The 21102-nt window shown below is 51.3% G+C and carries 32 protein-coding genes; 31 read left to right on the forward strand and 1 reads right to left on the reverse strand.

Annotated features, from left to right (window positions below; all coding sequences use genetic code 11):
- The first annotated feature begins 92 nt into the window (after positions 1-92).
- The 24 genes from HX884_RS07340 (at position 93) to HX884_RS07455 (ending at position 13462) form a co-directional block, all read left to right on the forward strand.
- Positions 93-1067 (forward strand): plasmid segregation protein ParM, encoded by a 975-nt coding sequence (locus HX884_RS07340; RefSeq protein WP_077138922.1) that lies wholly within the window; start codon positions 93-95, stop codon positions 1065-1067.
- A gap of 2 nt (positions 1068-1069) precedes the next feature.
- On the forward strand, positions 1070-1513 hold the full coding sequence (locus HX884_RS07345) for a plasmid partitioning/stability family protein (RefSeq protein ID WP_097578602.1): 444 nt from the start codon (positions 1070-1072) through the stop codon (positions 1511-1513).
- Between the two features lie 9 nt (positions 1514-1522).
- Positions 1523-2074, forward strand: coding sequence for a phospholipase D family protein (locus HX884_RS07350; protein ID WP_097578598.1), 552 nt, complete (start codon positions 1523-1525; stop codon positions 2072-2074).
- Positions 2075-2452: 378 nt separating this feature from the next.
- Complete coding sequence (locus tag HX884_RS07355) at positions 2453-2698, forward strand: hypothetical protein (RefSeq protein ID WP_019725064.1); 246 nt, start codon at positions 2453-2455, stop codon at positions 2696-2698.
- Positions 2691-3170: a hypothetical protein gene (locus tag HX884_RS07360; RefSeq protein ID WP_097578597.1), complete on the forward strand. Its 480-nt coding sequence runs from the start codon at positions 2691-2693 to the stop codon at positions 3168-3170. Before HX884_RS07355 ends, HX884_RS07360 begins: the two co-directional genes overlap by 8 nt.
- 28 nt (positions 3171-3198) lie before the next feature.
- Positions 3199-3609 (forward strand): hypothetical protein, encoded by a 411-nt coding sequence (locus HX884_RS07365; RefSeq protein ID WP_015058929.1) that lies wholly within the window; start codon positions 3199-3201, stop codon positions 3607-3609.
- 117 nt (positions 3610-3726) lie between these two features.
- Positions 3727-3990, forward strand: coding sequence for a hypothetical protein (locus tag HX884_RS07370; RefSeq protein WP_004187372.1), 264 nt, complete (start codon positions 3727-3729; stop codon positions 3988-3990).
- A gap of 21 nt (positions 3991-4011) precedes the next feature.
- Positions 4012-4374 (forward strand): DUF3085 domain-containing protein, encoded by a 363-nt coding sequence (locus HX884_RS07375; protein WP_097578594.1) that lies wholly within the window; start codon positions 4012-4014, stop codon positions 4372-4374.
- 121 nt (positions 4375-4495) lie between these two features.
- Positions 4496-4945: a RadC family protein gene (locus HX884_RS07380; RefSeq protein WP_097578589.1), complete on the forward strand. Its 450-nt coding sequence runs from the start codon at positions 4496-4498 to the stop codon at positions 4943-4945.
- Positions 4946-4989: 44 nt separating this feature from the next.
- A complete protein-coding gene (locus HX884_RS07385; RefSeq protein ID WP_004187367.1) occupies positions 4990-5256 on the forward strand; it encodes a DNA-binding transcriptional regulator in 267 nt (88 codons plus the stop codon).
- A gap of 63 nt (positions 5257-5319) precedes the next feature.
- Entirely contained in the window at positions 5320-6603 is a 1284-nt protein-coding gene (locus HX884_RS07390; protein ID WP_097578586.1) for a DGQHR domain-containing protein, read from the forward strand.
- A 607-nt stretch (positions 6604-7210) separates the two neighbouring features.
- Positions 7211-7390 carry a hypothetical protein gene (locus HX884_RS07395; protein ID WP_004187364.1) on the forward strand — a complete coding sequence of 60 codons (180 nt, stop codon included), beginning with the start codon at positions 7211-7213 and terminating at the stop codon, positions 7388-7390.
- Between the two features lie 72 nt (positions 7391-7462).
- Positions 7463-8323, forward strand: coding sequence for a DUF4942 domain-containing protein (locus HX884_RS07400; RefSeq protein WP_178327923.1), 861 nt, complete (start codon positions 7463-7465; stop codon positions 8321-8323).
- A gap of 189 nt (positions 8324-8512) precedes the next feature.
- The gene (locus HX884_RS07405) at positions 8513-8851 is read left to right on the forward strand and encodes a hypothetical protein (RefSeq protein ID WP_004187354.1); all 339 of its coding nucleotides are present in this window, start codon (positions 8513-8515) and stop codon (positions 8849-8851) included.
- Positions 8852-8948: 97 nt separating this feature from the next.
- Complete coding sequence (locus tag HX884_RS07410) at positions 8949-9179, forward strand: Hha/YmoA family nucleoid-associated regulatory protein (RefSeq protein WP_004187345.1); 231 nt, start codon at positions 8949-8951, stop codon at positions 9177-9179.
- Between the two features lie 297 nt (positions 9180-9476).
- Complete coding sequence (locus HX884_RS07415) at positions 9477-9713, forward strand: hypothetical protein (RefSeq protein WP_011154457.1); 237 nt, start codon at positions 9477-9479, stop codon at positions 9711-9713.
- Between the two features lie 84 nt (positions 9714-9797).
- Complete coding sequence (locus tag HX884_RS07420; RefSeq protein WP_004187342.1) at positions 9798-10208, forward strand: DUF1380 family protein; 411 nt, start codon at positions 9798-9800, stop codon at positions 10206-10208.
- Positions 10209-10269: 61 nt separating this feature from the next.
- Complete coding sequence (locus tag HX884_RS07425; protein ID WP_004187339.1) at positions 10270-10575, forward strand: hypothetical protein; 306 nt, start codon at positions 10270-10272, stop codon at positions 10573-10575.
- A 200-nt stretch (positions 10576-10775) separates the two neighbouring features.
- The gene (locus tag HX884_RS07430) at positions 10776-11216 is read left to right on the forward strand and encodes an antirestriction protein (RefSeq protein ID WP_004187338.1); all 441 of its coding nucleotides are present in this window, start codon (positions 10776-10778) and stop codon (positions 11214-11216) included.
- A 43-nt stretch (positions 11217-11259) separates the two neighbouring features.
- Positions 11260-11544, forward strand: a complete 285-nt coding sequence (locus HX884_RS07435) for a hypothetical protein (protein ID WP_004187337.1) — start codon at positions 11260-11262, stop codon at positions 11542-11544.
- A 154-nt stretch (positions 11545-11698) separates the two neighbouring features.
- Positions 11699-11920, forward strand: coding sequence for a hypothetical protein (locus tag HX884_RS07440; protein WP_004187336.1), 222 nt, complete (start codon positions 11699-11701; stop codon positions 11918-11920).
- Between the two features lie 71 nt (positions 11921-11991).
- Complete coding sequence (gene ssb, locus HX884_RS07445; protein ID WP_004187334.1) at positions 11992-12426, forward strand: single-stranded DNA-binding protein; 435 nt, start codon at positions 11992-11994, stop codon at positions 12424-12426.
- 55 nt (positions 12427-12481) lie between these two features.
- Complete coding sequence (locus HX884_RS07450; RefSeq protein ID WP_004187333.1) at positions 12482-12793, forward strand: hypothetical protein; 312 nt, start codon at positions 12482-12484, stop codon at positions 12791-12793.
- Between the two features lie 132 nt (positions 12794-12925).
- Positions 12926-13462, forward strand: a complete 537-nt coding sequence (locus HX884_RS07455; protein WP_004187332.1) for a hypothetical protein — start codon at positions 12926-12928, stop codon at positions 13460-13462.
- A 501-nt stretch (positions 13463-13963) separates the two neighbouring features.
- On the opposite strand, the gene HX884_RS07460 is transcribed toward HX884_RS07455, so the two are convergent.
- The gene (locus HX884_RS07460; RefSeq protein ID WP_019725163.1) at positions 13964-14359 is read right to left on the reverse strand and encodes a hypothetical protein; all 396 of its coding nucleotides are present in this window, start codon (positions 14357-14359) and stop codon (positions 13964-13966) included.
- Positions 14360-14393: 34 nt separating this feature from the next.
- On the opposite strand from HX884_RS07460, the gene mobA reads away from it, so the two are divergent.
- From mobA to HX884_RS07495, 7 genes are all read left to right on the forward strand, one after another.
- Positions 14394-14921 (forward strand): plasmid mobilization protein MobA, encoded by a 528-nt coding sequence (mobA, locus tag HX884_RS27555; protein WP_172740549.1) that lies wholly within the window; start codon positions 14394-14396, stop codon positions 14919-14921.
- Positions 14908-16887: a TraI/MobA(P) family conjugative relaxase gene (gene traI, locus HX884_RS07470; protein WP_004187323.1), complete on the forward strand. Its 1980-nt coding sequence runs from the start codon at positions 14908-14910 to the stop codon at positions 16885-16887. The genes mobA and traI overlap by 14 nt, the downstream gene beginning before the upstream one ends.
- A gap of 13 nt (positions 16888-16900) precedes the next feature.
- Complete coding sequence (locus HX884_RS07475; protein WP_004187320.1) at positions 16901-17401, forward strand: DotD/TraH family lipoprotein; 501 nt, start codon at positions 16901-16903, stop codon at positions 17399-17401.
- Complete coding sequence (locus tag HX884_RS07480) at positions 17398-18177, forward strand: type IV secretory system conjugative DNA transfer family protein (protein ID WP_004187315.1); 780 nt, start codon at positions 17398-17400, stop codon at positions 18175-18177. The genes HX884_RS07475 and HX884_RS07480 overlap by 4 nt, the downstream gene beginning before the upstream one ends.
- 10 nt (positions 18178-18187) lie before the next feature.
- Positions 18188-19351: a plasmid transfer ATPase TraJ gene (gene traJ, locus HX884_RS07485; RefSeq protein ID WP_004187313.1), complete on the forward strand. Its 1164-nt coding sequence runs from the start codon at positions 18188-18190 to the stop codon at positions 19349-19351.
- Positions 19341-19601 carry an IcmT/TraK family protein gene (gene icmT, locus HX884_RS07490; RefSeq protein WP_004187310.1) on the forward strand — a complete coding sequence of 87 codons (261 nt, stop codon included), beginning with the start codon at positions 19341-19343 and terminating at the stop codon, positions 19599-19601. Before traJ ends, icmT begins: the two co-directional genes overlap by 11 nt.
- 24 nt (positions 19602-19625) lie before the next feature.
- On the forward strand, positions 19626-21102 hold a 1477-nt coding region (locus HX884_RS07495; RefSeq protein ID WP_256737105.1), incomplete at its 3' end, for a toprim domain-containing protein.

The raw sequence follows: 21102 nt of genomic DNA on the forward strand, positions 1-21102 counted from the left end.
TTTACACGTCAGCAGGGATGCGTAATAATCCATTTGAAAGCTGTATTTTTCCTGATTTCTACGGTTTTTTTCTAAATAATGTGAGGTTCAAAATGCGTATTTTTGTTGACGACGGTTCCACCAACATCAAACTGGCCTGGATGGAAGAAGGCGCAGTGAAAACGTTGATCAGTCCGAACAGCTTCAAGCCCGAATGGTCCATGACGTTGCTGACAGATTCATCGGTGCCGGCTTCCGCCAACTATGAAATTGACGGGGAAAAGTACAGCTTTGACCAGCTGAGCCCGGATGCCGTGCGCACCACGGAAACCCGCTATCAGTACAGTGATGTGAACGTTGTCGCTATCCACCACGCCCTGATGCAGTCCGGCATTGAACCGCAGCCGGTTGACATTGTGGTGACGCTGCCGCTGGGCGAGTACCTGGATGAGAACGATCAGCCTGATTTGGCCAACATCGAGCGGAAAAAAGCGAACGTGAAGCGCGCGGTGGCCGTTCAGGGGCGTGAGAGCTTTACCGTGCGTAAAGTCAGTGTACTGCCAGAGTCGGTCCCCGCTGGCTTCAGTGTGCTGAAGGATCTGGACGATCTGGACTCCCTGCTGATTGTGGATATCGGTGGAACCACGCTGGATATCGCGCACGTTCGCAGCAAAATGTCCGGCTTCACCAAGACACATTGCGATCCTAAAACCGGCGTATCCATCATCACCGAAGCCGTAAAACATGCTCTGGATACCAGCGTGAGCACCCGTACCAGTTCGTATTTTGCCGACCGTCTGATCCAGGCGCGAAATGACGAAACGTTTCTATCCCGTTACCTCCAGAATGCTGACCAACGGGCCCAGGTGATGAAGGTACTGCATGAGCGTGAAAAAGCCCTGACGCACCGTGTCACCGACTCAGTTGGCCGCTTTGCTGGCTTCACGCACGTCATGGTGGTCGGTGGCGGCGCCAGCCTGGTCGCCGGCGCAGTGAAGCAAGCCACGGGGGTGAGTGACGATCGTTTCTTCGTCAGTGATAACCCGCAGTTCGATCTGGTTCTGGGTATGGTGGCAATGAAGGGCTAAGTATGACTGATAACCGTAAGTGCTCGTTTTATATCTACCCGGAGCGCAATGCGGCGGACCGGGTAGCCGACGGCTTTCTTGAGAAACTGCCTCAGAAAGAGCGTGGCCGCGCGATGCGCGCCATGATGCTCTGTGGTGCCGCGTTGATGAAGCAGGACGAACGCCTGCCGTTCCTGATCGCTGAATTTCTGACGGAGAGCACCTCGATGCAGGATATTCAGCGGATCATCAGCAGTACGCTGCCGCAGCAGGATACAGGAGAAATGGCGCGTCTGGTTGAGGCGTTTCTGCAGGCCACCGGCGGTGGCAGCAATACGGTGTCGCCGGCAGGCGGCGCTGCGCCGGAAAACAGTTCTGCCGTGACTCCCGAACCGGCCGCACCGGAGGATAAGAATCTGGAAGAAACCCGTAAGAACGTCCAGCATCTGTTCCCGGATGATGATTAAGGGGGCAGCGTGAAAAAATATGTGCTGTTAACCCTGACTCTCATCGCCGGCGCCGTGGCAGCAAACCCGGTAACAGCGGCCGGCAATGTTCAGGCGCAAACTGCGACTGAAGTGAAAACCGGGTTTTCACCCGGCGGGACCGCATTAAATCTGGTTCTGGATTCAATCGACCACGCGCAGCATGAGATTCTGGTTGCCGCGTACAGCCTGACCAGTCGTCCTGTTGCCGGCGCGTTGCGTGCCGCAAAAAAACGGGGCGTATCGGTGGTGGTGGTGGCCGATCGCAAAGCGAACGACAACCGGTACACCGAAGTGAACTTTCTGGCCAATAACCGCATGGCGGTGCGGATCAACGATAACTACGAGGCCATGCATAATAAATTCATGGTCTTTGACCGCCGCGCCGTATTGACCGGCTCGTTTAACTTCAGCGCCAGCGCAGACAGTCGTAATGCGGAAAATGTGGTGCTGATCAGCGGCGCGCCTGCAGTAACTGAAGCCTACGTGAACGAGTTTTCCCGTTTATGGGGCGAAGGAAAGGACGTGGCCCCACGGTACTGACTTACAGCAGCGGCAGAAACTCTGCCGCCTGATTTTTAACTTGATTTATATGGCTCATTCGTCGTATTATCAAGGCTCATTTTTCGGTAGCGCCCCGACTGGCGAAGGAGTAAAACCATGCAATCATTCCCCCTGTTCGTTTCCCGTGTCGTTCCTGTGATCACCCTTAGCCGTTGTCTGCGGCAGAGGCGCTGGTCCCTGCACAACACGTCATGCCCGATTGACCTGAGATCAGGTTGTCACCTGCGCTCACAGCCTTTCGGCACGCTATCCAGACGGGAAATAAGCGACCGGCCACCGGCTATGCCCCGCGGTTACTGGTTCAGGCAATGCAGCCGGGATGTCATGTTTACGGGGCGCATCGATCAGGCAGATCCTATGAAACAGGTCTATTACAACGAAGGCTGGAGCGGTCCGAACAAGTATACGTTTGAAGTTTATCAGCTGGAGAACGGGAGTTACCGGGCGCTGGCCCGTAAATGGAATGGCAAAATCAACAAGGTGCAGCAGGAGACGCAGTACCTGTCTGACACGCGGGAGGGGCTGAAGCACCAGGACTATCCCCGCACGCGCCAGGTGAAAATTTTTCTGAATTCAGACTTCTGGGAGAAGGGTAATGATTAAGATGGTTAGCGTCGTTCCGCAGCCGGAAACAGTGAAGACGCTCCGGGAAAAAATGGGCATGACTGAAACCGCATTAGGGGCTGTCATGGGGTACGAACTGCGCGCCTGGCAGCGTAAGGAAGCCATCAGCGACGATCTCAGCCAGTACAACAAGACCAGTCTTCGCCCAGGCGAATATAACATGCTGATGCTGATCGCCGGCGTGCATCCTGATTACCGCCTGAACAGGTCATTCAGTCCGGATGATATGGTCAAAGATCCCGCCACGGCCGAAGACGTTCGCCGCCTGCGTCTGGCGCTAGGGCTGAAGCACGCTGAAATTGCAGCGCTGTTTGGCTATAAACCGGCGTCATGGCAGACCAAAGAAAAAGCTGCTCAGCGCGGCGTAAAGCTCAAGACCGGGGAATTCAATTTCCTGTTACTGCTGGCCGGTGAGCATCCTTCACTGCAGCTGGTTGAGAAGGTGAAATAAGGCCCGCGGCGACCAGAGAGGACCCTTTATGATCACCACACGCCGAATGTTAATGCTGTATGCCTGCCTTGTGCCCGTAGCCCTGACAGGGTGTGATCTGGCTGATTATTTCCCGAATGTGCCACAGCCCGTGCCCGTGATTTCGCCCGGCTATCAGGTTGATATCGATGGCCACCCGGTCCGAATATCAGGATTTGATGACTGCCCGCGGGATAAAGATGAAGCCCGGCACGCAGCTGCGCAAGATGAGAAAGGCTGCATTGTGCTGTCTGCAGAGCGTTCCGAGGTGAAGGTCAGACTGTATCAGCCAGCCGGCGCCGTCACCGAAACCTGGCGGATCATCCGGGAAAAAGACGCTCGCCAGAACGATATTATTCGCCTGCAGCGCCCGAACGGTGCGCTTGTGATGCAAAATTTACAGGGGAAGGAGTCTCCTTAAACCAGGAAAATAACAAAATTAACTTGATTAATATGGCTCGTTAGACGTATAATAATTACATCGAAAGGCAATCCGGTCTTTCGACGGTAGCGCCCCGACCGGCGCAGGAGTCACCTTATGACTGCTCTCAATTCTCAGCAACAGGCTGATGTTGCCCGCTATATCCGGGAACATGGCAATAAAACCGTTATTTCCCCTGAATGGTCACTTATTTATTTCTCGCTGTGTCAGTGTGAATTACATCAATCGCATGAAGCCATTATTTTTCATAATGGCCGACCTGCAGGGCTATTTATTCTGAATGAAACAGGCGAGCTCACCGAATTATATCTGCTGGGGTCGCTTTCTGACATTCTCACCGCCGCTGCGGTCAACAAATAGCTTTCAGGGAGTAAATACACTATGACTATGCAATCAGAACTTATTTTTACTGATCCTATGCTCAACGTCGTTATTGCTGAAGTTAAGCGTTTTAATTGCCCGCTTCTTTTTGTCAAAGATCATGGCGTGTATGTGATGGCGGCGAAAGGTGAGAAAAACAGTAATGGGATGCACAATGTCTGTTACGCCAATGGTTTCAATCCGGATACAACGGATTTTGACGAGCTCTGGGACCGGATGCGTGATGCCTGTGGCGGAGATGATTTTTGCGAATCCCTGGATCTCGATCCGAGGTCGATTGAACTTCTCAGCCGTTCCAAACCCTGCCTGAAAATTATGCTTTCAGAGACGGAACTGGAAGTTATTGCAGGGGGACAGAAATAAACCATAAAAGCCCGTTAAATCGGGCTTTTTTATATATCACTGTATTTACATCTAGGACAAAATGCCCTATTATATATTTGTGGCCGGGCATGGTGCTCAGGTCCCCTAACGAGGGAAATATATGAAATTTTCAGCAGAAGAACTCAACATTATCCGCCAGGCGGACGCCATTATTGCCGGTAAAATTACCACAACGGATTTTATCACCGGCGCCGACGCCGCGCGTTCCTTACTGCGGTTTCGTCTTGCTGCAGAACCACGTGAATCATTCTGCGCGTTCTTTCTAAACTGCCACAACGGCGTGATTGCGTTTGAAGAACTGTTTAAGGGAACTATCAGCAGCGTCACCGTTCATCCGCGTATCTTCCTGCAACGCGCCCTGCATCATAATGCCGCCGCCGTGGTACTGGCGCATAACCATCCTTCCGCTAACACTGCACCCAGCCAGGCTGACAAGCTGATCACCGAGCGTCTGGTGCAGGTGCTGGGGATGGTTGATGTCAAAGTCCTCGATCACCTGATTGTGGGCGGCAGCGATATTTACTCTTTTGCTGAACATGGTCTGATTTGATAACCGCGGCCGCACAGTGGTGCGGCCGGCTCTGGAGGCTTGCTATGGGCAATAAATATACCGTGCCGCTTAACGTGGGCGCGATCCGCGAAAGCTGTTTCCGTCCCGCTGATAAATGGACCCCGCCGACGGGGGATGAACTCCGCTATCTGCTGGAAAATGTGCTCAACCTGAGTCAGGAGGGGCTGGCGCGACATGTTGGCGTGAACGGCAGAACGGTGCGCCGCTGGGTGAACGGTGAAAGTGACATCGCGTATTCCGTCTGGTGCGTCCTTTGCATCGATGCCGGCTTACCGCCGATCTGGAAATAGCCGCGCAAAACACCGACGCGCAAACGTGCTTCCTGAACGTATCAGATATACGAAGGAAATATTATGAATACTGATAACTACTTTTTCAGAGTACCGGCCACACGCGGAATACAGGGCGGCATAGAACAATACATGCTGACGGTTCCTATGGTCGTGTTACGTCGTATTCTTGCAATGGACAATGATGGCGATGTTATGGATCGCAGCCAGCGAGAAGCGAACAAAACGCGGGCCAAAAAAATACGGAATTATGTTGCCGGCGCAACATCAAAACGAGCCCCCTATATTTTGCCGTCAATTACCGGAAATATTGATAGTCATGTTGAATTCCTTCCCAGCGAACTCTCGCCGGCAGTGGGAATTCTTAAAATTCCGATGGACGCTGATTTAAAATTATTCGATGGCCAGCACCGTGCGCTGGGTATTTTTGAATTTGTACGCGATTATTCCAACACGGAAGATACGATCAGCTTGTTGCTTACCGTTGGCCTGCCACTTGAGTTACGCCAGCAGTTTTTCGCTGATATTAATAACAACGCGAGCAAACCGGCAGCGGCGATCAGTATGGCATATAACAACAATGATCCGGTCAACCAGCTGGCAATGCATCTGGCCCGAACCGTCACCGGGCTGGCGGGCACAGTGGATTTTGAACACAACGTGGTCCCGGCGAAAAGCTCACGGCTGATCAGCTTTAAAGCGCTGAACGATGCGACGAAAAAAATGCTCAACCTGCGGGCCAACAGCATTCCCTCGCCGCAACAGCGTGACATGGCAGAAAGACTCTGGACTGCCTGGGCGCAGGCGATGCGCTGGAATGATATTGCCCAGGATGATATCGCCGCGGAGTACCGTCAGGAGGCGCTGGGACTGCATGGCATCATGATTAATGCGATCGGTATGGCAACGGCCAGGATGTTACGGCACAGAACCCCTGAAAGCATCGAGAACCTACTGGCCTGTGCTGAAAACGGTGACAACGGTTTTCATTACCGGGAGTCGTTTGTACCTGAGTGCTGGGAAGGAAAGTGTGTTGATCCGGAGACAGGCACCATCAAAACCGACAGGCGGGCGCTCGAAGCAACGGCTGAAGCGTTGCAAAAGCTGATAGATCCGTTCGCAGATGCGCTGTGGTTGCGTGATTACCTGCCAGCTGAAGAGGTGAGTGATATGGCATTACTGAAATATGCAGCCGACATCGAGAATTATAAGCAGCGTACTGCCGCGCCGATGATCAATATCGTGGAGAAGCTGAAGGCGCTGGGTGACGGCGAACCGCAGTTCAGAGCGTCGGTGCTGACTTCCAGTAAAGGACTGAGCCACTATCTGGCCGGGGCTGAAGGCTGACCAGGTGTCCGCCGCCTGCAGGGCAATACGGGCATCGAACCCGTATTGCCCTGAAACGCGCTGAGCCGCTCTCTGGGCGCGCATTTAAAAAACCTGTACCCATCATCGTTTTTATGTCTTTGACGAGTCCTGCCCCCTATTCTGGCCTTTTCTGATGTGATCCCGCCCTGGTGTCTGCAAGTTAACTTAATTTTGACGCCCGCACAGCGTGTCTTCCCTGTTCATTTCTGCTCAGTTGCCGGCGTTTTCTGGCTGGCCTGTCGTACTAAAACACCTCTGGGCCCCTTCGGCTCCTGCCCGTCGGGCAGTCGTCAGCCACACTCCGCTAGCCAGGCAAAGCCTGGCAGCTCCGCCGAACCCCCTGCGGGGTTTCGGGCTATCGCTAGTGTCTGATGCCTGAACCCCTGCACCATGCCGGCAAAGCACCTTCATCGGGCTGATGGGGATCTGAAAAGCAAAATTTACAGGGAAAGGAGTTCAGGAAAAAACAAAGAAAATTAATCAGATAACGCTTGATTGTTATGGCTCATTAGACGTATAATGATCACATCGAAAGGCAATAAGGCTTTTCGCGGTAGCGCCCCGACTGGCGCAGGAGTAACAAATTATGAGTAAAGCACTGACCCCCTCCCAGCTTAAAGCTGAACTGGAAACGCAGAAAGATGCGCTGCTGAAGGCGTGCCTGTATGCCCTCAACGAAATCCCTAACCGTCGTTTAAGTGGCCCGTATGCGTCCACGTATGCGCTGGCCGAGCAGGTCAGTAAACTGCTTCAGCGCTGCAAATAATCATTGATGGGCTGGCATTGCCAGCCCTGTTCACCCCTTACGGTAGCGCCCCGCATGGCGCAGGAGTCTGAAATGTCATCTGAAAAAACTCTCCCGTCGGTCGATCTGATGTCCTGCCAGCATGGCGGTGAAGTGATCCCGTCCATAGCTATTGAGCGCATTATCTCGTTGCGGAATGAAGGTATTCGCGTCTATCTCGACGGCATAGACAAGCTGCGAAAAGCGCGCGATCTGATGCAGCAGGCCGGAGGCTGTCAGTACCTGTATGACTACGACAAAGCCGTAGAGAGCGCGATCAAATGGAGCGACACCAGACCAGACCAGGCCGAAACGGCTATTTCCCGCGTTATCGACGGAAAAATCTGGGATCGGCTGATGTCGGAAACCGGCATGTATACGCTGATGAGCAACAAACAACGTCAGGAATGGGATCGGCAGGTGGCAGGCGAGGAAATGCCGCCGATAACGCTGGAGAACGTTATGAGTACGTTCCGGCACCTGAACGCAAGCAAGGCCGATACTTTCACGCAAGGGCTGATTGATATCTTTAAATCCCTGTCGTGGGATTATAAAACCAATAACCCCTGGATGTTTGGCAAGCGTATCATCATCGCGCCGTTGCTCGATGTCTGGCGCAGTGGCTGGGTGCGCTTCAGCTCAGACGGGCACACCAAAATTGACGATCTGGCGCGGCCGTTCTACGTGCTGGACGGGCGTAACGTGCCTGATTACCGCGTTTCTGACGGTGCCAAACTGGATGCCTTTTTCAGTGAAAACCAGTTCAACGGTAAGGTGTTCGAGTGTGATTACTTCAGCGTGCGATATTACAAAAAGGGCAGCGCGCACATTACGTTTAAACGCCCGGAGCTGGTTGAGAAGATCAATAATCTGGTTGCCAGTCACTATCCCGGAATGTTACCCCCTCGCGTGTAATGCAGACGGCAGGCCGCATTTGCGGCCTGAAATATAAACAGGGAAAGGAAGTATTCCCCGGCCTGAAAAAATCATGCCGGGCATGTATTTATTGCTTGATTAATATGGCTCATTAGACGTATAATAATCACATCGAAAGGCAATGAGGCTTTTCGCGGTAGCGCCCCGACTGGCGCAGGAGTAATAAATATGGCTATTCAATCCCTTCAGTTCCGTAACGGCTCCGTTTCTCTTGGTGATGTTTTTGTTTCCAGCTGGGGTTATGAGCAGACAAATACCTGTTTTTATCAGGTGATCGCCCTGCGCGGTAAGAAAACCGCCGTACTGCGCCGCATCGCTGCGCAGCAGGTGAAAGCAGACAGTGCAATGTCTGGCGAGTTAAAGCCGGTATTGAACGACTTTAAAGGCGAACCCGTGACCCGTCGCATCTGTGAAAACCATGAGCATCCGTCTGTCAGCATTGACGAGTACGAACAGGCTTATAAGACCGATCCTAACGAAAGCCATTTTTACAGCACCTGGGGCTGACCGCCTGCTACGCCCCGCAAGGGGCGTATAGTCGAAGACTTATTCAACCAAAACGTGAATACTATGCGAAATAACAAGGCGCTCAGGACGCAGATACATGGCGGAAACAGTTTATCAGGCGCGGAGGCGTTTTTACCTTCTCCGTTTTCGGCGCAGTCGTAACCCGGACACACTGGAAAAAATGTACGAATCCATGCGGGATCGTGGACAGGTGCCGCCGGAGGACACCGAGGCTTTTGAGGCTGCCGCCGACCATCGCCGCGCAGAGCTGGCATCGGGACGCATCTGGGATAAGATCCCGCCGCATGTCTGGCAGTATGTAAAATAATCACAGCGCCCCTACACGGGGCGTTTTTTTGCTTGCATATATGGCTCATTAGACGTATAATGTTTTTACTGATTCAAATCAGTACCTTCCTAAACAGCCTTACAGGTGCATTATGACCTCTTCTGAAATCCTCCATAACCTCCCTCAGATTATCACGGCCGTGGCCGCCCTCATTACAGCCATTACCGGGCTGATTAAAGTCATGAAGGATAAAGGTAAGGACTGAACCGCCGCAGGGGGCGACAGCCCCCTGCATCCCTAACCGGCAGCGCCCCGACTGGCGCAGGAGTAAAAAAAGTGACAACGCTGCATATTCGAGAAATTCCCACTGATGGAGCGCCGCCTATCTGTGCAGGCCGCTCAATCTCAGATGATGACCTTTGCGCCTCATGCCAGCATCTCGACTATCGCCCTGGGCACCTCAGCGCCTGCCTGCTGTCAGGTTGCGGGCGTGACGACTGGCCTTCAGAACTGGATGCAAACGGCTACAGCGTTGCCTGTAGCAGCTATGAGCGTGAAAAATCGCTTGATTAATATGGCTCATTAGACGTATAATTATCACATCGAAAGGCATCCGGTCTTTCGCGGCAGCGCCCCGACTGGCGCAGGAGTTTTACAATGCACGGTAACGTAAATGAAATTTGCGCAAGGCTTCTCGATAGTTTTGATCCACAGCAGCGGATCAGCCTGCTGATCTGGACTGCTGAAGATGTCCATGACTGCACCAGTGATATGAACCTCACTGACGATGAGGCCGAAGCCGTTCTGGCAGAAATCGCGGAATGCAGTTCACACAGCCGTTATGGCGTCGGAAAAGATACCGTCTGGAGCCTGGCAAAGCAGGTGCGCGAAGATGCCGCCCGCGATCGAAAAATAGAGGTCAATGCCGAGGCGCTGCAAAAAGTCGTGGCGCTGGCGGCGCAGTTTATCCGGCTGGAAGAAATCCAGTCTGGTGAAGGAGCTGCACGCCGACTTTATCCGCAGGAGTCTGAGGCGCTGGAGTGCATCACGAAGGTGATTAACGGCTAATTCACGCAGTAACGCAGCGAACTTTCACGGTAGCGCCCCGACTGGCGCAGGAGGAAAAAACATGTCCCAGAATGAAGCCTATTACGACACGCTGGCCCTGATTGAAAAGGGGCAATGGTGTTTCGGCAGTATGGACGAAGAAAACGAAGAGCGGGCAATCAAGGCCGCTAAGGCGCTGGCGCTGTTTGCGCGCCTGAATGAGCAGGACTGCGACGGACACCCGGTTTCCGAAATCATCGTTGATTTTATCGCTAACCTGATGCACCTGGGGGAAGCGATAAATTTTCGTGTGCTCGATGAAGAAAGCGCGGTGATCCCGTTGGTCAGGATCGCCGCCGTACACTTTAACGCTGAAACAAAGTCATAGTAATCATGTGAATCAGAAGGGGGCAGGCGTGATCCTGCCCCCAAAAATGGACAGGGGAAAGAGTTCTCCCGCCTGAAAATATTCAGGCAGGCGGGAATTTTTTGCTTGATTAATATGGCTCATTAGACGTATAATAATCACATCGAAAGGCAATCCGGTCTTTCGACGGTAGCGCCCCGACTGGCGCAGGAGTACAGAAAATGTCTACTGAACTGAATCAACCCGCCATCACTGCACGCATTATCCCCAATAACCGCCGCATGGCCTTTCTGCCACGTCTGTTCGGCGCCTGGTATCTCACAGGTGAGGCCGGTGTCTACAACCTCGCACGCTCTCTCTGCGCCGATTATCAAGGCGGTTCCTGGGAGTTCGTCGAACTGTCTTGCGGTAGCGGCTTCATGTACCCACTGAGCGCAGAGCGCTTCACGGTATCGGTTAGCGGTAACTGGTTCGAAGGGGAACTGTCCGCAGAAGCTACCGGTATCGTGCTGACCCTGTTCACCCTGAACCACATGATCTGGCACGCACATGATGAAGGCTATCAGCACATCTGCGACATGCTGATCACCCAGCAGGAAAAGCTCAAATTATATGCCGACCAGCACGCCGAAGCCGGTTTGATTTACCGCGCGATTGACTGAAACGGCGGCCCCCGTGAGGGGGCCAATACTGACAGGGGGAAAAATGTTAACACTAACTGATATTCGCGCCAGCAATACGGTGCTGGTTACGGAATTTGGCGGCGTGCGTGCTGTGCATTTCTGTCTGCATGAAAAATTAAGCGGTAGCGACAACGATCTGTGGTTTCCGCTTGCCAATGGAGCTGACCTGTTCGAGGCGCTGGAAAGCATTATGTGCATCAATTTTGCCGCTGCTAACGTTGTCTCGCTGGAGTTCCTGCGGCAGAACGGGAAGTGCAAAGACTACCGGATCACCTACAACAAGGCCAAATTCAAGCCATTAGGTTAGATGTCTGGCATCATTTGATGTTCATATTTGAACAAAATTAAATAAAAAAAATACGTCTGATGAGTTGATAAAATGGCTCATTAGACGTATAATTATTACATCGAAAGGCAGTTGAGTCTTTCGCGGTAGCGCCCCGACTGGCGAAGGAGTTGAAATGAAAGAAGCAGACCAAAAAAAAGTGAATGCCGTAATGGCAATTGCTGATTATCTCGGTGTGAAAAATCAAATCGAGGTGATCGAATACTCAGCCGAATCAGTGCAGGTTGAGTGGCGAAATCCTAAAACAAAACAGCTTATTCATCGTGATTACACTTTTGCAAATTCCTTTGTAAAAGACTTTGAAAAAGCCCTGAAATCGAACGTGAAGTTTTACTGAAAAAGAGGGGGAGAAATCCCCCTTAATCCTCCCATTTTTTACTGATAAACATCAAATATATGAGGTGTATTATGTGGAAACGTGGCGAAAACAAAGTGATTCTGATGGGGCGTGCTGGCAAAGATGCAGAAGTGCGTTACACCCCAAACGGAACGGCCATTGCGAGCCTGACGCTGGCTACAGAAATCAGCTACAGCGACAACGAAGGGAAGGAGCAAAAAGAAACGGAATGGCATGATATTGTCATTTTTGGAAAGAAAGCCGAAGCAGCTGGGAAGTACTTCAAAAAGGGTATGATGCTGTATTTTGTCGGGCGCATTCGTAATAACAAATGGCAAGGGACAGACGGCAAAATGCGCAGCAATAAGGAAATTGTGATCGATAATAACGGCGAAATGCAGATGCTGCCGGGAGCTGGGCCACGTAACACCAGTGCAGAAGGCCAGGGAGGCATTGAAAATCATGATGAACCGCCGTTCCCGGATATGAATGATTACCCGCAGTGAGTATTTGAGTTAGAACGGCCCGCAGGACGCGGGCCGCCAATCCAGAGGGGGGAGTATGAATATCAGTGAACAATATCGGGTGGCGGTCGTCAGTACCGGCCATGTAAAAAAAGAAGACGCGGAACTACTGGACAAGGTCTGTAACGATGACTTGTCCGGTCAAGGTTTGTTCTGGATCGAGAAAAATCGCTATGGGTGGATATTGCGTATTTCTGCTACTGAACAATGGCGAGTGGAATTAACCAGGGCGGGGATCAGTGCAAGTGCTTTGGATAATATAGCCGCGTTAAATGGTGCCGGGTTCGACTGGATTTGGTTTGACCGGGATGCGGAACAGGTGCCAGAACTGACCGTTTGGGAGTGGTAAACCGGTTAAAAATTTGCCTCGAAAAGGGGCATTTTTTTCTTGCCTGCAATGGCTCATTAGACGTATAATAATCGTGAAGTTTAAAAGTGGATATTGATTAAAACGCTCTGTAAATAACGTGGAGAGAATATTATGGCGGCCTTATACCCTTATGAGGTTTATACCCTTATTGTGTCAGAATTAATCGTAAGCCATTTTAATGATGTCGCTATGGTATATCCGGGAAGCGAAGAAATTAAAAAGAACTACGACAGTGAATTAAGTGCTGTACAGGTAGTTAATGGCATCAGAGAAAAACTGATTGAAGATGGTGTTATACAGTGCGAACAGTGCCCACTGCTATCCGAGTGGGATGAGAACAAGGTTATCAACCAGCTAATTAAAGATTACCGCCTGATTCTCAATCGTGACTATGAACTAAACCGTGTTCGTCAGCAGCTGGCCCCGGAGCTGATCGCACAGATAGAAAACTGGAAAGAGCAGAAGTATTCCGATTCTGCGAAGGAATACGAGGTGCTCTATGAAACCATCAACATCAACGGAAAGGAGGTTACAGGCAAACTAAACGTAGTTGCAGTAAGTCGCTTTGATGCTGTTTTCATCGTAGGGCAGCGTCACGCTAACGATAACTTTTTGGTTCTGGATGTGAAGGAGGTGATGAATCATTGAAATCCAGAAAAGGTGCCGGATTGCGCCAACAATCCGGCTGGGTAGGCAATTTAAATTGTGAGGTTCAAAATGCCATTGTGGATTATACACTATGCTGAAGATGTCGCAAACGGAGTGCAAACAAAGTCGCATCCGATGAACGCAGCGCAATGGGATCACTTCCGTTTCTGGTTGGCAGTGTTCCGGCGGATTAAAGAAGCCGCAATGTAATCTGTAACTGTCTCAGGGGCGCTGTATGCGCCCCTTTTTAATATCCTTGCCCGGACTCCTTTCCCTGTAAATTTATCGGGATCAAGGGCGGATCGTGGCCCTGAACGTGCGCACCATTGAGCGCTGCATCGCAGCGGAACCGGAAAATTTTTTTCCGGCCAATGAGTGCCCTTGTCACCGGAACGGTGACAAGTATGCACGCACAATTACACGAACAGGCAGCACCCATGCCCGGCCTGACAGGCCGGGAGCTATATCATAATGTGGGATGCTATATGTGAAAGGTGAAGGTTAATACTGCGGACCTGAAGCGTCAGGATTCTGAGCGGTAGAGCTATTTTGTGTGCGCTGCTCTTCGTCAACTCCAGTGATTTTTTTTCGGCTGTTGCTGGTTCTTTTTTTTCCAACTCGTCCGGCAGTAATGTCCTTGATATCACGTAATGTAACGTCTGAAAAACCCGCATCGTTGAGGAATTTCAGTATCTCTTTATCTTCATATCCTTTCGAATCTTTCAGCTTCTTAATGTCAGACTTAAGCTCGTCGAGTACGTGCTTTTTCTCAAGCCTTTCCGACGTCACATCAGGCAAGTCGTCGAGAATGCTTTTGAATTTTCCGATGTCCTCACTGCTATAAAATGCTTTCTTTTTTGCAGGCATATGCCCTCCCAATAATGTCAAAATCGCCATGCCGAACCGGAGAAAATCGACCCAGGCTATTCGGGTGATTTTACATGATGCCCGGCACGATTCAATTGCTCTGCCTGCCAGGCCCTTCGCTGCTGGCTTTCAAACCTCGCCGATGGTAGAATTCAATGAGGTATTTAAGTACGGGACAAGATGTGTTTTTGGAGTACCGCCGACACGCGGCGGCCGTCCAAAAACGTCTTGGTCAGGGCAAGCCCCGACACCCCCTAACGAGGTTAGCTATCTGATGAGCCGTAGCGAGAGCAGAAAAACAGACGATCGAATCCAGGTGAGATGTTCCACAGAAGTGAAAGCTAAACTCACCGAAAAGGCCCATGAAGCAGGGCTTAGTCTTAGTCAATATCTTATCAAATCTGGGCTTGGAAAGCGCATTCAATCGAAAGGCAATTACAATGCACTTGCCGCTCTTGTAAAGATAACAGCCCTTCAAAAACATCTGTTTAACGAAGGTGCCGGAGTTCATAGCAAGGAGTATTCAGAGATTCTGATCGAGGTCAAAAAGGCCGCACAGAAACTGCAACAGGAGATGGATGGTGATACCTAAAATCATTGAGGGCCGAAGGGACAAAAAGTCCAGCTTTGGTCAGCTGATTAAGTACATGGCAGACAAGCCGTCTCAGGAGTTGACTGATACAGTTCAGCCTACTCCTGAGACGGCTTTGGCTGTTAAATCAGATATGTTCGAAGGGTTAAACAATTACCTGACCCGTAAGCAGAAAGTGATCAGCACACCGGTGGATGTTGAGCCAGGTGTACAGCGTGTTGTGGTTGGTGATGTTACCTGCCAGTACAATACCTTCTCGCTCGATGGTGCAGCACAGGAAATGAATTCAGTTTCTCAGCAAAGCACACGCTGTAAAGATCCAGTTATGCACTATGTTCTCTCATGGCCTGACTATGAAAAGCCGAATGATGATCAGGTTTTCGATTCGGTGAAGTTTACACTGGCATCGATGGGCATGTCCGATCACCAGTATGTTGCTGCCATCCACCGGGATACAGATAACCTGCATGTGCATGTTGCTGTTAACCGCATCAATCCCCAGACATATAAAGCAGCCTCATCGAGCTTTACCAAAGACACTCTTCATCAGGCGTGCCGCTTACTGGAATTGAAGAATGGTTGGTCCCATTCAAACGGTGCATATGTGGTTAATGACCGTCAACAGATTGTCCGGAACCCTCACAGCAAGAAAGAGCGGGGCAACTGGCGCTCACTCGATCGCATCAACAAGATGGAGAATAAAGAGGGGGTTGAAACGCTCTATCGCTATATCGTTGGTGATGAACAGGTAGGCGGTAGTCGTCAAAACTTGATCCATGTTTCAGCTGGGCTTCGTGAAGCCAAAAGCTGGGATGATGTGCATAAGACATTTGCAGACATCGGTCTTCGTGTCGAAAAAGCACAGGGGAAAAAGGGCTACGTCATTACCCACGAACATCAAAACCAGAAGACGGCTGTTAAGGCGAGTCTGGTATTTAACAAGGCGCAATATACCCTGAAGTCGATGGAAGAGCGCTTTGGTGAATACCAGCCTTCACATATTGAACCGGCCAAAGTATCGGTATTTAAAACCGCATATACCCCTGGTGCTTATCGTCGAGATGCCAATAAACGTCTGCAGCGTAAAATTGAGCGCGCAGAAGAAAGAATGCTGCTCAAGGGTCGCTATCGCGCCTACCGAAACAATTTACCGATATATTCTCCGGATAAGGATCGCATCGCCGATGAATACCGGAAAATTGCCCAACATACCCGGTTGGTGAAAAATAACGTCCGGCATTCTGTTTCAGATCCTCATACCAGAAAGCTGATGTACAACCTGGCTGAGTTCAAACGCCTGCAGGCGGTTGCCAATCTGCGTCTTAGCTTGCGTGAAGAACGCAACGGCTTCAGGGCGGCTAACCCACGGCTTTCTTACCGGGAGTGGGTCGAACAGGAAGCACTGAAGGGTGATAAGGCAGCGCTCAGCCAAATGAGGGGCTTTGCCTATTCCTCCAGGAAGAAGGAGAAGTATAAACAGCAACTGGTTGAGCAGATCGGGTTCAACCGTACCTTTAACGCCATCACCAGTCATGATCGTGATGATGTGGCCGTAATGGCCTCAGCACGTCATGGTGTCAAGCCACGGCTTTTGAAAGACGGTACTGTTATCTTTGAGCGCGACGGTAAACCGGTAGCGGCTGATCGTGGTCATATTGTGCTGACAGAAAGTAATGGAATCGACAAAGAGAAAACGGCTGACCTTGCAATTGCATTAACGATTGCTGGTAAAGCCAAATCTGTTCGTGTTGATGGTGACGGCGAGTTTAAGGAACTGTGCTGTAATCGTATCGTCGATGCAGCTGTGAACCACAATCACCCTGTCGCGCAGGGCATTACCTTCACAGATGCCGCTCAGCAGGCGTATGCTCAAAACGAGAAACATCGTTTGATTCGTGAGCAAAATAATAGTAAAAATGAAATGCAATTCAGAAGTGAAAGCGACGACAAATTCAATCCGAAGTAAAATGGAGTAAGAAATGAAAATCAAAATGCAAACGGTCCTCGCGGCCGTTTCTGTGTTAGCTCTTGCCGGGTGTGCCTCTCAAAGCGAAAAGGAAAAACAAATCTCTGCACAGCAGCTGGTAGATCAGGAATTGCGTGAGCAAGCCATTAAGATAAAACTCGCACAGGATGAGCTTTACCAGGCTGGAGCCATTAACAGGACCCGTTACAAATTCCCTACCATTATCAATGCAAACAGTCAGTATGTTCGTGTGAGCTGGCAGGGTGATGCTTACGAATTACTGGAGCAACTGGCTAAACAGCGTGGCCTTCAATTCACCAGTCAGGGGATCAAGTTACCGCTTCCACTCAATATCGATGTTGGTGGTTCGAAGGTTACGTTTGAACAGTTGCTGACCCTGATCCGACAACAAACGCAGTACCGTGCCACCATCAACCAGAAACCCGGTGAACTGCAGCTGCTTTACCTCACACCATCGAAGAAAGGTTCATTCCTCAGAGGGACCCGCCCATGAAACTTAAACTGATCGTGCTTCTGACGTTACCGCTGCTTGCTGCGAACGTTGCACGCGCGGACGACTCCGATGTTAAAGGCCTGGATTACTACATGGACCCGCCAAGCCAAAGTGACGATGAGGCCGATGTTACTGGCAGTATGCTAAACGACGCAGCGCACACCATTGGATTTCGCGGCGGAAAGGCAGAACGCGCTAAAGAAATTCGCGCCGCGCTGGAAAATCAGCGCAGCAACCTTGATTACATGTATTCGTTCCAGCCGCTGATCTCTTCTGAAGGCTACCTGCCTCCGGTCATTGCTGAAGCTAAAGACGTTGCACACATTACCAATGAGCAAATCCGAACGGCCAACCGTGCCTATGACATTGTGGTGCCGGCGCGCTTTGTCAGTAACCCACCGACCTGGAAAAGCTATCTTCTGACCGGGCTGATGGCGCAGCGGATCGAATTGCCTGAACCGGCTGCAATGCCGAAGGACGGGAAACAACGTGATATCTGGAAAAAAGCTGTCGCGCTGGGCTGGTCTGACGGTCGCCAAAAAGCTGATGAGATATTCACTGCTAATTTCAATCGCCTCACACGGGATTACACCGGCATGTTGCGCTACAGCACGCTACTGCAGCAGGGCATGATTAAGGCTCCAGTCATCACACAGCAGCAGCAAACAGTTACAGGGGATAAAAACCGCCTCATGCTGGGCGATAAAACGAAACGTATGAAGCAGCAAGCTGAGTTTGACATCAACAAACGCAGCTGGAAACCGACCATACGTTAAGGGGCAGTAGATGGAAGCATTCAATTTTGGTCCAACGCTGACGCCCCAGACGCTGGAACGTTTTCTCGTACACTGCTCAAACAATGAAGTGTCCGATATTCTGTTGCAGGGCGGAGATAAAATCTGGGTAGAACGTCATGGGCGCCAGTTGCCCATGACATCTTACCCGCTCGACAACCTGGAGCTGGAACGTACCGTTGATAAGGTGTTCGGTCAGGAGATCAAAGGGACGCTGAAAAGTGCTGCGGTCGTTAATACCGCTATCCAGCTAAGAGGTGATGAAGCGGGCACGATTGGACTCGGCCGCGGCGAAACCCGCCGGTTCCGCGCGAACTTTACTCAGGCCGATATTTATAAAACAGAAGCGGCAATGTCTCTGACACTCCGTGTTCTGAATGAGGTTATTCCTCAGCTTAAACAAATGGGTATTGAGCCGGACCTGTTTAATTCTCTGTTGCCGGCTGCCGGCCTCGGACTGATATGCGGCGAGACGGGATCGGGCAAGTCAACCCTGATGGCCAGCATCTTCCAGTATTGCGGTGAAACGTACCAGGACCGGAAAATCATCACGGTTGAAGATCCCATCGAGTATCGCCTGGGAAGTCGAGACTGGATTGCGCCGGCGCCGGCACAGTCACAGATTGGGCGCGATATTGATTCCTTCCACAATTTTATCACTCTCTCCGGGCTCCGTCGTTCTCCGAAGATTATGGGGGTTGGTGAGCTCCTTAACCGCCTGTCATTTGAAGCTGCTGTACTGGCAGGTAAATCCGGCCACTTTTGTCTTGGCACACTGCACGTCAAAACGGTCGGAGAAGCCATTTCCCGATCATTGCAGAACTATCCGCCGGAAATGCGTGAAGCTGCCGCCTTTGACCTGCTGAGTATCCTTTCTTACATCATCGTGCAACGCTTGCTTAAAACAAAAGACGGCCGGCGCAAGGCTGTCCGTGAATATCTCGTCATTGATAACAGCCTGCGCCGCAAACTCTATGACGTTGATTACAGCAAGTGGGGCCGCTACATCGACGACCTGTTGATCGCTGAAAACCGCAGTCTGATTCAGAACGCCTGGGCAATGCACCAGGAAGGTTTGATCGACGAAGCGGAAGTCATCGAGGTCGCAGGATATATGGACTATCTGGCGTTAAAAGAGGGCAAGTATGGACATTAACAAATGGCGTTATGCCGGCCGGCCACTGACGGTTTTTGGTGTGCCTGTTATCTCGTTTCTTGTGTACTTCATCTGGTTTCCGTTCCCGTCAGTAAAAACCTTTGTTATCTGCACCTGTGTGGTTCTCTTTTACTTTCTGCTGGCCATGATGGGCTACACGTTACCGGTGCTGTACCAGGTCATTCTCCGGGTTATCCGCGGGAAAAAACTTACCGGGCGGCCGTGGTGGTACCGGCGCTCTCAGCGATAACACATAACTACAGGGGTAGACAGTATGGCGAAACCTGAAATTGCAACTGAAAGAACCCGTCTGAGTATTCCCTTTGACGATCGCCAACGTGCAATACGTGCGGCCGGCAAACTGGCTGATGGCAGTAATGCTCTGGACTACGTGAAGGAAGAAAAGGTGTGGTATGCACAGCCGGGGGCCAACCTGAGCCGGCTGAAAGAGTGGATTTTTGACCCCAATAAAGTGATCGAAGAACCGCCCCTGAATATTCAGGCCATTGAAGATGAATTTACGGCGTGGCTTGAAGAGCGCGGTGCCATTATCAAAGACCCCATAGAGTTCGATGGCCAGAAGCATTATGTCGATACCGTGGACGGTAAAGCTGGTTCAAGAAAGGGGGTGTATGCCGCCTTTCTGGATGGCCGACCTGCAGGGTGGTACAGGGACTATAAGAACGGTGGTGAAATTCAGAAATGGGTATCTACCGGCGCAGCCCCTAACCCTGAACAAATGGCCATGCTCCGTGCTGATGCTGCGGCAAGGCGTGAACAAAGAGCTGCAGCGCAAGCGGATAAGTTTGATCAGACCGCTAACCGGTTGATGGAAGAATATAACCGGCTTCCGGATGCCACGGGAGATCTGGCATACCTGAAAAACAAACAGGTCATTGCCGCTAACGGCCTTAAAGCTGATGAGCGGGGCAACGTTGTGATCCCTCTGTTTAATGCTGATGGCGAGTTCAGGACCCTTGAGCGCATCTGGTCCGACGGTAGTAAACACCTTGAAAAAGACGGCCAGGCATGGGGGAGTTTTTTCGTTGTGGGTGGTCAACTGAAGGATGGTGACAACCTGCTTTATGCCGAGGGATATGCGACAGCAGCCAGTATCAGCGAAGCCATCAATCAGCCTGTGATCATGACGGTTAATGCCGGCAACATGGTGGAAGTTGCTGGCCGCCTGAAAGACACCTTTCCAAACAGCACTCATTACTTCCTTGCTGACAATGACATTTATAAAGACGAGAACGTTGGGCTAGAAAAAGCGACAGAAGCTGCAGAGCTGACTGCCGGCCATGTTCTGGTCCCTGCCTTTAGCAACCCGAAAGAAGGGCTTACTGACTACAACGATTTGCATGTCTCTGAAGGGCTGGAGCAAGTCAGATTGCAGGTAGAAGGAGCCATTAATCAAATGAACAGGGTAGACACTATGCCGACTGATAACCCGAACATTACTGACGTTAATCACAGCTCGACTGACAGCGCTGCCGTTGCAGATCCTGAAAAAGCCGCGCCGGTGGCCAGCGCCCCTGCAGCTGCCGAACCGGAGGAAACCGCGCCGGTGGCCAGCGCCCCTGCAGCTGATGAACCGGTGGAAGCCGCGCAGGTGGCCAGCGCCCCTGCAGCTGATGAACCGGTGGAAGTCGCGCCGGTGGCCAGCGCCCCTGCAGCTGATGAACCGGAGGAAGTCGCGCCGGTGGCCAGCGCCCCTGCAGCTGCTGAACCGGAGGAAACCGCGCCGGTGG

Origin of the sequence: Enterobacter sp. SECR19-1250, assembly GCF_013391025.1 — a bacterium.
GTDB classification, from domain to species: Bacteria; Pseudomonadota; Gammaproteobacteria; order Enterobacterales; family Enterobacteriaceae; genus Enterobacter; species Enterobacter cloacae.

Excerpts from the sequence above, each read along its gene's own strand:
- HX884_RS07340 (WP_077138922.1), top strand. The coding sequence starts at position 93 with ATGCGTATTTTTGTTGACGACGGTTCCACCAACATCAAACTGGCCTGG.
- HX884_RS07345 (WP_097578602.1), top strand. The coding sequence starts at position 1,070 with ATGACTGATAACCGTAAGTGCTCGTTTTATATCTACCCGGAGCGCAAT.
- HX884_RS07355 (WP_019725064.1), top strand. The coding sequence starts at position 2,453 with ATGAAACAGGTCTATTACAACGAAGGCTGGAGCGGTCCGAACAAGTAT.
- HX884_RS07360 (WP_097578597.1), top strand. The coding sequence starts at position 2,691 with ATGATTAAGATGGTTAGCGTCGTTCCGCAGCCGGAAACAGTGAAGACG.
- HX884_RS07365 (WP_015058929.1), top strand. The coding sequence starts at position 3,199 with ATGATCACCACACGCCGAATGTTAATGCTGTATGCCTGCCTTGTGCCC.
- HX884_RS07370 (WP_004187372.1), top strand. The coding sequence starts at position 3,727 with ATGACTGCTCTCAATTCTCAGCAACAGGCTGATGTTGCCCGCTATATC.
- HX884_RS07375 (WP_097578594.1), top strand. The coding sequence starts at position 4,012 with ATGACTATGCAATCAGAACTTATTTTTACTGATCCTATGCTCAACGTC.
- HX884_RS07380 (WP_097578589.1), top strand. The coding sequence starts at position 4,496 with ATGAAATTTTCAGCAGAAGAACTCAACATTATCCGCCAGGCGGACGCC.
- HX884_RS07385 (WP_004187367.1), top strand. The coding sequence starts at position 4,990 with ATGGGCAATAAATATACCGTGCCGCTTAACGTGGGCGCGATCCGCGAA.
- HX884_RS07390 (WP_097578586.1), top strand. The coding sequence starts at position 5,320 with ATGAATACTGATAACTACTTTTTCAGAGTACCGGCCACACGCGGAATA.
- HX884_RS07395 (WP_004187364.1), top strand. The coding sequence starts at position 7,211 with ATGAGTAAAGCACTGACCCCCTCCCAGCTTAAAGCTGAACTGGAAACG.
- HX884_RS07400 (WP_178327923.1), top strand. The coding sequence starts at position 7,463 with ATGTCATCTGAAAAAACTCTCCCGTCGGTCGATCTGATGTCCTGCCAG.
- HX884_RS07405 (WP_004187354.1), top strand. The coding sequence starts at position 8,513 with ATGGCTATTCAATCCCTTCAGTTCCGTAACGGCTCCGTTTCTCTTGGT.
- HX884_RS07410 (WP_004187345.1), top strand. The coding sequence starts at position 8,949 with ATGGCGGAAACAGTTTATCAGGCGCGGAGGCGTTTTTACCTTCTCCGT.
- HX884_RS07420 (WP_004187342.1), top strand. The coding sequence starts at position 9,798 with ATGCACGGTAACGTAAATGAAATTTGCGCAAGGCTTCTCGATAGTTTT.
- HX884_RS07425 (WP_004187339.1), top strand. The coding sequence starts at position 10,270 with ATGTCCCAGAATGAAGCCTATTACGACACGCTGGCCCTGATTGAAAAG.
- HX884_RS07430 (WP_004187338.1), top strand. The coding sequence starts at position 10,776 with ATGTCTACTGAACTGAATCAACCCGCCATCACTGCACGCATTATCCCC.
- HX884_RS07435 (WP_004187337.1), top strand. The coding sequence starts at position 11,260 with ATGTTAACACTAACTGATATTCGCGCCAGCAATACGGTGCTGGTTACG.
- HX884_RS07440 (WP_004187336.1), top strand. The coding sequence starts at position 11,699 with ATGAAAGAAGCAGACCAAAAAAAAGTGAATGCCGTAATGGCAATTGCT.
- ssb (WP_004187334.1), top strand. The coding sequence starts at position 11,992 with ATGTGGAAACGTGGCGAAAACAAAGTGATTCTGATGGGGCGTGCTGGC.
- HX884_RS07450 (WP_004187333.1), top strand. The coding sequence starts at position 12,482 with ATGAATATCAGTGAACAATATCGGGTGGCGGTCGTCAGTACCGGCCAT.
- HX884_RS07455 (WP_004187332.1), top strand. The coding sequence starts at position 12,926 with ATGGCGGCCTTATACCCTTATGAGGTTTATACCCTTATTGTGTCAGAA.
- HX884_RS07460 (WP_019725163.1), bottom strand. The coding sequence starts at position 14,359 with ATGGCGATTTTGACATTATTGGGAGGGCATATGCCTGCAAAAAAGAAA.
- traI (WP_004187323.1), top strand. The coding sequence starts at position 14,908 with ATGGTGATACCTAAAATCATTGAGGGCCGAAGGGACAAAAAGTCCAGC.
- HX884_RS07475 (WP_004187320.1), top strand. The coding sequence starts at position 16,901 with ATGAAAATCAAAATGCAAACGGTCCTCGCGGCCGTTTCTGTGTTAGCT.
- HX884_RS07480 (WP_004187315.1), top strand. The coding sequence starts at position 17,398 with ATGAAACTTAAACTGATCGTGCTTCTGACGTTACCGCTGCTTGCTGCG.
- traJ (WP_004187313.1), top strand. The coding sequence starts at position 18,188 with ATGGAAGCATTCAATTTTGGTCCAACGCTGACGCCCCAGACGCTGGAA.
- icmT (WP_004187310.1), top strand. The coding sequence starts at position 19,341 with ATGGACATTAACAAATGGCGTTATGCCGGCCGGCCACTGACGGTTTTT.